Here is an 8,627-nt window from a genome sequence, read left to right on the forward strand (position 1 = left end):
CGGCAAAAGTACAGTTTATTGCAGTACAATATCCGTGAATAGCTCCTCCACTCCTCCAATGCATTACATCGTCGTTACCATTATTGTAACCATTTATAAAAGTCATGTTCTTAAATACGACATTTAAATCATCATCAATTTTAAACATACGTGAATTTCCTTTCGCATCAATTGTATGGCCCTGACCGTCGATGGTTATATCCTTATCAATATGTATTCCATCAGAGTCATAATCGTCATCATTTACATAATCCCTATCAAGAATTATTGTAGATCCTGACTTAGCATCATCAATTAAGTTTTCCAAATCTCCAAAGGAATTATGTTTATCCTCCGAAGCAGTATTATTTTCCGTTTCTCCAATAGTTTGTGTTTTTTCAACACTTATCACATCATCATTTACATCTTCCAAACCAACAACGTCCGTTGTGGAGTTATCAGCGGCACTGACTGCCGAAAGAGTAAATAATATTAAAATAAGCATGATAAATATCATGTTTTTTTTACTAAACATTACTACTTTACCTCCATTAATGATTATATGTTTGGATGACATATATTATAAGCATTTATAAAACTATTCAATTGATAAAAAATTAGTTGAACAATTAAATATGAAAAATGTGCTATTGGGATATTGACTCCATAATATTGTCTGGTTCTTTACTTGGTGGAGTTAATCTGTTGGTTTACACTGAATGTGTCGAAATCCTTGAAAAAAGCTAAATTGAAAAATAGTGGGTAATTATTAAAAAAATAAAAGAAGTTGTAGATGCAGATTTGCATCTACTTAACGATAATTTTTTGTTTTACAGCTTTTGCATTGTAATATTTGTTTCCTGCAAACTTAACAATGGCGGTGTATTTGCCGGTTTTGGTCAACTTGGTTATTTTGAATGTTGCAATGCCTTTTTTGTTGGTTTTTGCAGAGTAGGTTTTCTTGTTGACTTTAAGTGTAACTTTAACGCCTTTCATAGCTTTGTTTTGGTTGGTTTTTAAAGCAATGTTGTATTTTTTGGTTTTGACTGTACGTTTGAATGTTTTCTTTTTGGCGGTTATTTTTGGTGTTGCCTTCTTGACTGTGACTTTAACAGTATTCTTGGATGTTTTTTCATAGTTGGTGTTGCCTTTGAATGTTATTTTTGCAGTGTAGGCATTAGGAGCCAATCCTTTTGTAGACACTTTTATTTGACCGTTTTTAGTAGTGTATGTTTTTGCATCTTTCAGCTGGACTGTTATATTAACGCCATTTAGTGCATTGCCTTTGGAGTCTTTTAATGTAATGACAAGGTTTTTGTTTACATTGTATACTGTGGCAATAGATTTTCCACTTAAAGTTGTTTTGAGCTTGTTGACAGTAATGCTGGCTGTTTTTGTAACTGGATTGTAATTTTCCTCAGCAATTGTGGTAACTTGCAATGTGTATTTGCCTGCATTCAAATGGGATACTGTTATGTTGGTGCCGTTGACAGTTACGTTAGCTTGGTATTGGTTTACCACTATTGCATTAACTCCTGTAGCTCCTGTAAATGTTACTGTTGTGGATCCGATAGAGTTGTAATCAAATGTAACGTTATTGACTGTTAATGTTGAATTTAGTTTCCTGACAGTTATTGTAGCGTTTTCGGTGACTGCATTGTAGTTTTCCTCAGGTATTGTTGTTACTGTTAAAGTGTGGCTGCCTGCATTCAATACCGGAATTTCTATTGTGTATCCGTTAACTTTTGCATCTTTACCATCTAGTTTTGCGGTAATTCCTTTGGCTCCTGTTGTATCTGCAGTGATGTTTAGGGAATTTCCATAATCCAATACTGATGATCCGATGTTTACGGTTGAATTGGCCTTGTTCACTTTGATTTTTATGGTTTTGGTGGTTTTTTCGTAGTTTTTATTTCCTTTGAATGTGATTGTAATGTTTGCTGTACCGATTGAAAGTGCAGTGACTTCGCCAAGGGTAGTGACATTGGCAACGCTTGGATTGTTGCTTGAAAAGGTTATGTTTCCTTCAGCGTATTCGGGCATCAATACATAAACGAGTTTGGTTTTATCTCCAAATGCCAGTTCCAAATCATTTGCACCAATGTTAGTATCTACTTATTGATAGTAATGTTGGCTGTTTTAGTTACTGGGTTATGGTTTTTATCTGGTATTGTTGTCACGTTTAAGGTGTAGATTCCAGCATCCACTGGAATTTCTATTGTAAATCCATCAGTTTTAGCGTCTTTGCCATCGATTTTTGCGATAATTCCGGTAGCGCCTGTTGCATCTACGGTGATGTTTAAGGAAGGCTTGTATTCCAATTCTTGTGATGGGATGATTAAGGTTGAATTGGCCTTGTTCACTTTGATTTTTATGATTTTGGTGGTTTTTTCGTAGTTTATATTCCCTTCAAATGTGATTGTAATGTTTGCTGTGCCTGCTGAAAGTGCAGTGATGTTTCCGTCAGATGCGACATTGGCAACCTCTGGGTTATCGCTTATAAAATAAATTCGTCCAGTAGCTTCTTCAGGTTCCAATGCATAACTGACTTTGGATTTGTCATCTAAGTTTAGTTCCAAATCACTTGCAACAATTTTCACTGATGCCTTATTAACAGTAATTGTCACTGTTTTAGTTACGGAGAGGTGGGTTTCATCAGGTATTGTTGTCACTGCTAAAGTGTAGTTGCCGGCATCCAAATCTGAAATTTGAATTGTAAAATTATCAACAACACTAACAGATTTATCGTCAATCTTGGCGGTGATGCTTGTTGCGCCTTCAGTTATTACGGTAACGTTTTCAGATTCAGGATAATCTAAAACAATGTCACCAAGATCAATGGTTGAATTGGTTTTTCTAACTGTTATGGTTGCGCTGTTGACGGTTGCCCTTTTAAAATTGGTATATGTTGCATTGATTTCATAAGTTCCGTAATCATCAAATGTGTGCATTGTCCACCATGTGTCCTGGGAATCGTATGTTCCGTTGATTTCATCACCGTTTGGCAGGATAAACACTAATCTGCCTCCTATGATGTCAGTCGGTATATTGGACTTTGCAGAGATGTTAACTGTCTTGCTGCTGGTTGTCACAGGTGTTACATTAATATAGTATTCTGTGTTTGGAATTACTGTTATGGTTCTGTTGATTGCTTCAAATCCGGCATATTCAGTATTGAAAATAGCATAATAGGATCCGACCGGCAAATTCACAGCCCATCCTTCACCGCTTAAGCAGCTGTATTCTCCGATTAAACTGTCATTATTTTTATCGTATACGCTTATTGAGATATTTCCATTGTCTACAGACATGCCGCTGTTTGTTTTTAAGTCCAATGTTAATTTTTCACAGGAATTATTAAGTGCTACGAAATCATCCACATTCAAGGTAGGAGGAACAATCTGCACATTGTAAGTTGTGCCGGTATCTGTGAAGATACATGTGTCTGCAGTAACGGAATAGGCTTCTGAATAGATATCAGAACCTTCCCCAGCATAATTTCCACTAAAATAACAATTTGTCACAGCAACATTACCATTTGTATTGTAAATAGCACCACCCCAGCTATATTGGTCTCCTTTGTTATTGATAAAAGTACAATTTGTCACAGCGCCATTGATATTCTCTTCAAAGTAAATTAGACCCTTCAATTGTCCATTGTTATCAATAAAATTACAATCTAAAATTTTAGCATCGTTGCCATTAACATAAAAAGCAAGACCCTCTGTATCACGGCATGCATTTTTAATAGTCAGATTTTTAACGGTTATATTGTTACTCTCTATGTGGAATACCTGAGTATCTGATCCATTCATATCAATAACAGCACCGTTACCATCAATAACACTATTAGGAACACCTAGATTAATAAACTCTAGTTCTTGACCTGTGCCATTGTAATTATAGAATTTATGTTTCAGTGTGATATTTCCTCCTTCACCAATCTCTTTTTTCAAATCATCGAATGTAGCGTTTGTATTTGGATCAACATCGGCACCTGTAATTTCATTATCTTTTACACTTTGTATTTCATCATCATTTGTTTTGCTTAGTACTTGATTGTCATCCGTTGTTTTCAAATCCTTTTCTATAGATGTTGATTCTATTTCTGGATTTTCATCACTCATCATTACTTTATCGTCAACTTCACCAGCGCTTACACTGGCAATGCTGAATAGGATAAAAATAGAAAGAATCAATATTATACTTTTGTATTTCATGTTTTTTTAACTCCTTTTCTGTTTAAAAATTTTGTTTTTGATGAATATAAAAATGTTTTTGTAATGTTAAAATTGAGGGGGATGGTTGATTAAATACTTATTTAAAATAGTAATGTTCAAAACATTAATTTGGAAAATATTGGTTTCATTAAAAGACAATTAGAAATTAATTGGGGATAACTTCAATTAATCATTCATGATTTTGGATGTTTAAAATGTGGTTTTTTAAGTTGGTGATGTGTAGATGCTTATATTTTAGAAATAATGAAAATAACAGATGGTGTGTTGATTATCTACTATCTCAAACAAGTTTTTTCAAAATCTTCAGATACAATATATAATAGTTGTTTAATTGATTCAGACATATTTACTTCAGTTATTTTTGTATTGCAGTTATGTTTTTGAAATACGTATTCTTGTGCAAATGATCTGCTCATAAACTCAATATTTTTAAAATTCAATATTGCTTCTGATTTGTTATTGATTTCTTGAAATATTTTTTTTTTGCAGTTGAACCCATACCTAATTTTTTTGAATATGCCTCTTCAAGAATGATTTCATATTCGCTCATTTTCATTCTCCATATTTTTATATATTCGTAAATATTGTTAATTAATTTGTTTTTCATAATTTAACCTAAATAAACATTTGCATATAAATGACGATTGCTGGAACAATCAGTATTCCCATCAAATGGGATTTTCCAACTCCAATGTAGTGGGGAAGCATTCCCATGGCGGTTGAAGTAATCAAAGCCAGAGTCATATAAAAAACAGGAGCCTGATAATAAAAAATGAATATGTATAATATTAATATCTGAAGCAATATTACTCCAATGGACAATTTCTTGTAATCAACACCACCCATCAGCCTGGAAAATGAATCTCCTAATTTTAAAGACAACACCAATGAAACGGACACTGCTATCAATGATGCAAAGATAAAAATCATCAAATGGTTCAGTGTCATCTCAGAGATTAGATATGACATGTATACGGCAATTCCGCTTCGGGGATTTCCGATGATATAGATTGCAATCAATGAAAAAAGACAATCCGAAACATTCAGTCCAGATGTTGCAAGTAAAAAATTGACAGTATCGTCATCATCATTGTCATTTGTGCCGCTTGCAGCCTGTGCTATCACGGTTCCCTGTGCAGGTCCGAATCCCGGAAGAAAACCAAGAATCGCCCCTGTTATTCCTCCTGCAAAAATGCTTTTATATTTCCCCAAATCCAGATTAAGCTCATAAAATTTGTTCTGATGTGGTATTGTTGATGAATCATTAAGGCTGAATAATATTGTGCTTATTCCAAAAAGACCTGAAAATGTGCACATTAGAGACACTCCTGATGAAATTGGGGTTTGAAAGATAATCCAGCCCAAGATTCCCGAAAGGATGAAAAGAAGAAGTGACCATAAAAAATCCCTCATGGAATTTGTCATGCTGTAAGTCAAATAAACGGATGCAGCAAGCAGGATAATCCATGTAAATGGTTTTGTCAAATCATGCATTATTGGAAGTGCAACTGCAAAGATTGGCATCATCAATATTGTAACTATGATTGCTCCAAATCCTCCGACTGACACTATTCTTATGACCTCTTTGGACCTTCCCTGCAGAACCATTCTGTGTCCTGGTAGTATTGATGTTGCGGTTCCCTCCTGTGGCACTCCCAAAAGCATTGACGGTACAAATTCAATCAGTGCATGGGCTATTGACATTGCAACCATCAGGACACATAGAAATTCCGGTGATAGGAATGTCAACAGAAAACTTGAAGATGCGAACAATATTGCTCCGGCAGTGTTAACATGTATTCCAGGTATCATTCCTGTTGTTGTTCCAATCAATATGCCTATAAAACAAGCTATTACTAATTCAATCATAGCTATTAATTGTTTTAACTTTAATTTATACTTTGTTGAATTTATTAAGTAATATTTACTTAGTTTTTGAAAATTGGAGTTGTTTACTATACTTTTTTTGAAAAATTGTAGTGGTTTTGTAAACTCGTTTTCATTAAAAAAGCATTTGTCCACATTCGGGTAATAAACAAAAAGTTAGGTGATTATGTGGAAAATAATGAAAATAAAAGGGATGGTATTATGTGTATCTTTCAAATCATTTAAAAGACATAGAGCATATTATGATAGTTATTTTTCTGGAATGGAAGTCGATTAGAATTGATTCCTGTTGAATTCAAGGGATTTTAGTGATACTCTAGTTAGAAGTTTCAGCAAATCTTCACGGGGGATATCCAATTCTTCACAAATCATATTGTCCCATTCTTTTTCTTTTTCCAATAAAAATTCCGATGTTTCAATTCCCTTTTTGGTTAAAGTAATTTTATATGCTCTTTTGTTGTATTCATCAATTTCTCTAGTGATCAATCCTTTTTCCTCAAAATCTTTAAATGCCCTTGAAACTCCGCTTCTGTCCATCAGACATGCCTTTGCAATGTCTGATTGGTTTGTACCCATTTCATAATATAAAAATAGCAGCATGTAATATTGGCTGGGAAGTATCTCCGTTTCGCTTTTGATGTGTTTATTGATGTAAAAGTCATGGGTTTTCATCAGTGTAATCACATGATTTACTAATAATGGAGAATCTTCAATAATCTCATCATATTTTATCATAATAATATCTCCTTATTAATTAATATTTGAATTAATATTTAAATAGTATTTGTAACATATTATACACAATGAACTATTGAGGTGCAACCATGAACAAAAAAATCATCATCATTTTTGCAATTGTCTGTGTTGGCTTTGTGTTGCTTACAGGTCCAGCCTTTGCAAAAGAAAATGTTAATGTAAAAATATCTACTGACAAATGGCTTAACGGCAAGGGAGTTATTTTAATTAAGCTTGTTGATGACCGTGGCAGGGAAATCAATACCAATGGAAAAATCAATTACACAATCACTGATTCCAGTGGTCATTATGAATGGAAATATAAGTCTTATAGTAAGTTTCTTCGCATAAAATATGATGCAGGATGGTATAATGTCCAGGTAAAATTCGACGGGGATAAAAAGTACAGTTCCGCTTTTTCATCTCAGGACGTTAATGTACCAACATCCAGACCTAGTTTTGATGCCTATAATTATTATGATAATCATAATTGGGGTTTAAACCAAAAGATGGATGATTATATCGAAGATAATTACTGGGATGAAGAAATCTATGATGATCCTTCAAATTATGATGGTGAAGGATATTAAAGTCTAAATTAGTATTAAAAAAAGGGATGAATTGGTGTTTAAGTATATGGAGGAGTTTAAACACCAATCGTGTTTCTTTTTGGAAAATTTTTGGCAGAAGAATTTTCCATTAATACTGAATTAGAAAATTGAGAAAAGCTAATTCAATATTTTATTCTATATTTTTGGAGATTGTATTATTATTTTTTTGACTAATAATATGTTTTGTTAAGTGAACATTTAGTTTTACCTAAATTCATGTCACTTGTATTAAAGTTTGATTTCATAGTATTTAAAGCTTTCTATTTTTTTTAGGTAAGCCTAAATTTTTTTAAAAGATATTTTCAAAAAAGGGTTAAAATCAATTTCCATAGCCAAACAATCTTAAAATCAGGTATAGAATTAAAATAATTATTAAAATTATGATTGAAGTTTTCATAGGCATGAATTTTGTTTGTCCAAACTCCTTATCTTTTACCTTTCCGGTTTTCATTATTCTTTCTTTTTCAAAGGAACATTTCCGGTAGATTTTTTCAATATCATTTGGAAGCCTGCCCTTTTCATTTAAGAAGTTGATGGTTTTATTCAAGTATTTGATGGCTTCGTCATCCTTTCCAAGTTTAACACAGCAGAATGCCGCTTTATAATTGAAATTACTAATCAAATCCAAATCATCATCTTTAATACTGCTTTCTTTTTGTATACATGAATTATATGCTTTCAGAGCATCATCATATCTTTTAAGCTCATAAAGGGCATCCCCTTTTGCATTGAGTGCCATGATTGTGTCTTCGCTTCCCAATGATCTGTCCAGGTATTTGATTGCCTCTTCATTTTTTCCATTTTTTTGAAGCGCAACCCCTTTGTATAAATCAGATTTTTCATTGCCGTTTGTCAATGTTTCATATTTGTTTAGGTAGGCTAATGCATCATCATACCTTTTGGCTTGAATTAACAGTTCTATCTTTCCCATTAAAACTTCGTTCTTGCTGATTCTTGGCTTTTCAATTTTGGCATAGGATTTGTATTTGTCATAAGCCTTATCCATGTATTCAATCGCCTCATCGACTTTTCCCTTGTTGAATCTGGATAATGCCTTGTCACATATTGCATTAATTGATCTAGGTTGCTTTTCTAAATATTCATCGAAATATTTCTCGCCGTAATCTCCATTGTCATGATTTTCATCATAATATTGGTAGTACATTCCTTTTTC

The 8,627-nt window shown here is 33.3% G+C and carries 6 protein-coding genes and 1 pseudogene; 1 reads left to right on the top strand and 6 read right to left on the bottom strand.

Going from position 1 to position 8,627, the window contains the following annotated elements; all coding sequences use genetic code 11:
• From QZ143_RS08295 to QZ143_RS08315, 5 genes and pseudogenes are all read right to left on the bottom strand, one after another.
• Window positions 1-514 (bottom strand): annotated as a pseudogene (locus QZ143_RS08295) (hypothetical protein); the annotation flags it as partial.
• Between the two features lie 272 nt (window positions 515-786).
• The gene (locus tag QZ143_RS08300; protein WP_292883077.1) at window positions 787-2,067 is read right to left on the bottom strand and encodes an Ig-like domain-containing protein; all 1,281 of its coding nucleotides are present in this window, start codon (window positions 2,065-2,067) and stop codon (window positions 787-789) included.
• 23 nt (window positions 2,068-2,090) lie between these two features.
• Window positions 2,091-4,199, bottom strand: coding sequence for an Ig-like domain-containing protein (locus QZ143_RS08305; RefSeq protein ID WP_292883080.1), 2,109 nt, complete (start codon window positions 4,197-4,199; stop codon window positions 2,091-2,093).
• A 636-nt stretch (window positions 4,200-4,835) separates the two neighbouring features.
• Complete coding sequence (locus tag QZ143_RS08310; protein WP_292883084.1) at window positions 4,836-6,089, bottom strand: tripartite tricarboxylate transporter permease; 1,254 nt, start codon at window positions 6,087-6,089, stop codon at window positions 4,836-4,838.
• Between the two features lie 291 nt (window positions 6,090-6,380).
• A complete protein-coding gene (locus QZ143_RS08315) occupies window positions 6,381-6,842 on the bottom strand; it encodes a MarR family transcriptional regulator (RefSeq protein ID WP_292883087.1) in 462 nt (153 codons plus the stop codon).
• 89 nt (window positions 6,843-6,931) lie between these two features.
• Here QZ143_RS08315 and QZ143_RS08320 point away from each other — a divergent pair, with 89 nt between their 5' ends.
• A complete protein-coding gene (locus QZ143_RS08320) occupies window positions 6,932-7,432 on the top strand; it encodes a hypothetical protein (RefSeq protein ID WP_292609257.1) in 501 nt (166 codons plus the stop codon).
• Window positions 7,433-7,772: 340 nt separating this feature from the next.
• Here QZ143_RS08320 and QZ143_RS08325 read toward each other — a convergent pair.
• A partial coding sequence (locus QZ143_RS08325; protein ID WP_292883090.1) for a tetratricopeptide repeat protein occupies window positions 7,773-8,627 on the bottom strand: 855 nt, incomplete at its 5' end.

The sequence above is a fragment of the Methanobrevibacter sp. UBA188 genome (genome assembly GCF_905234905.1).
Taxonomy (GTDB): domain Archaea; phylum Methanobacteriota; class Methanobacteria; order Methanobacteriales; family Methanobacteriaceae; genus Methanocatella.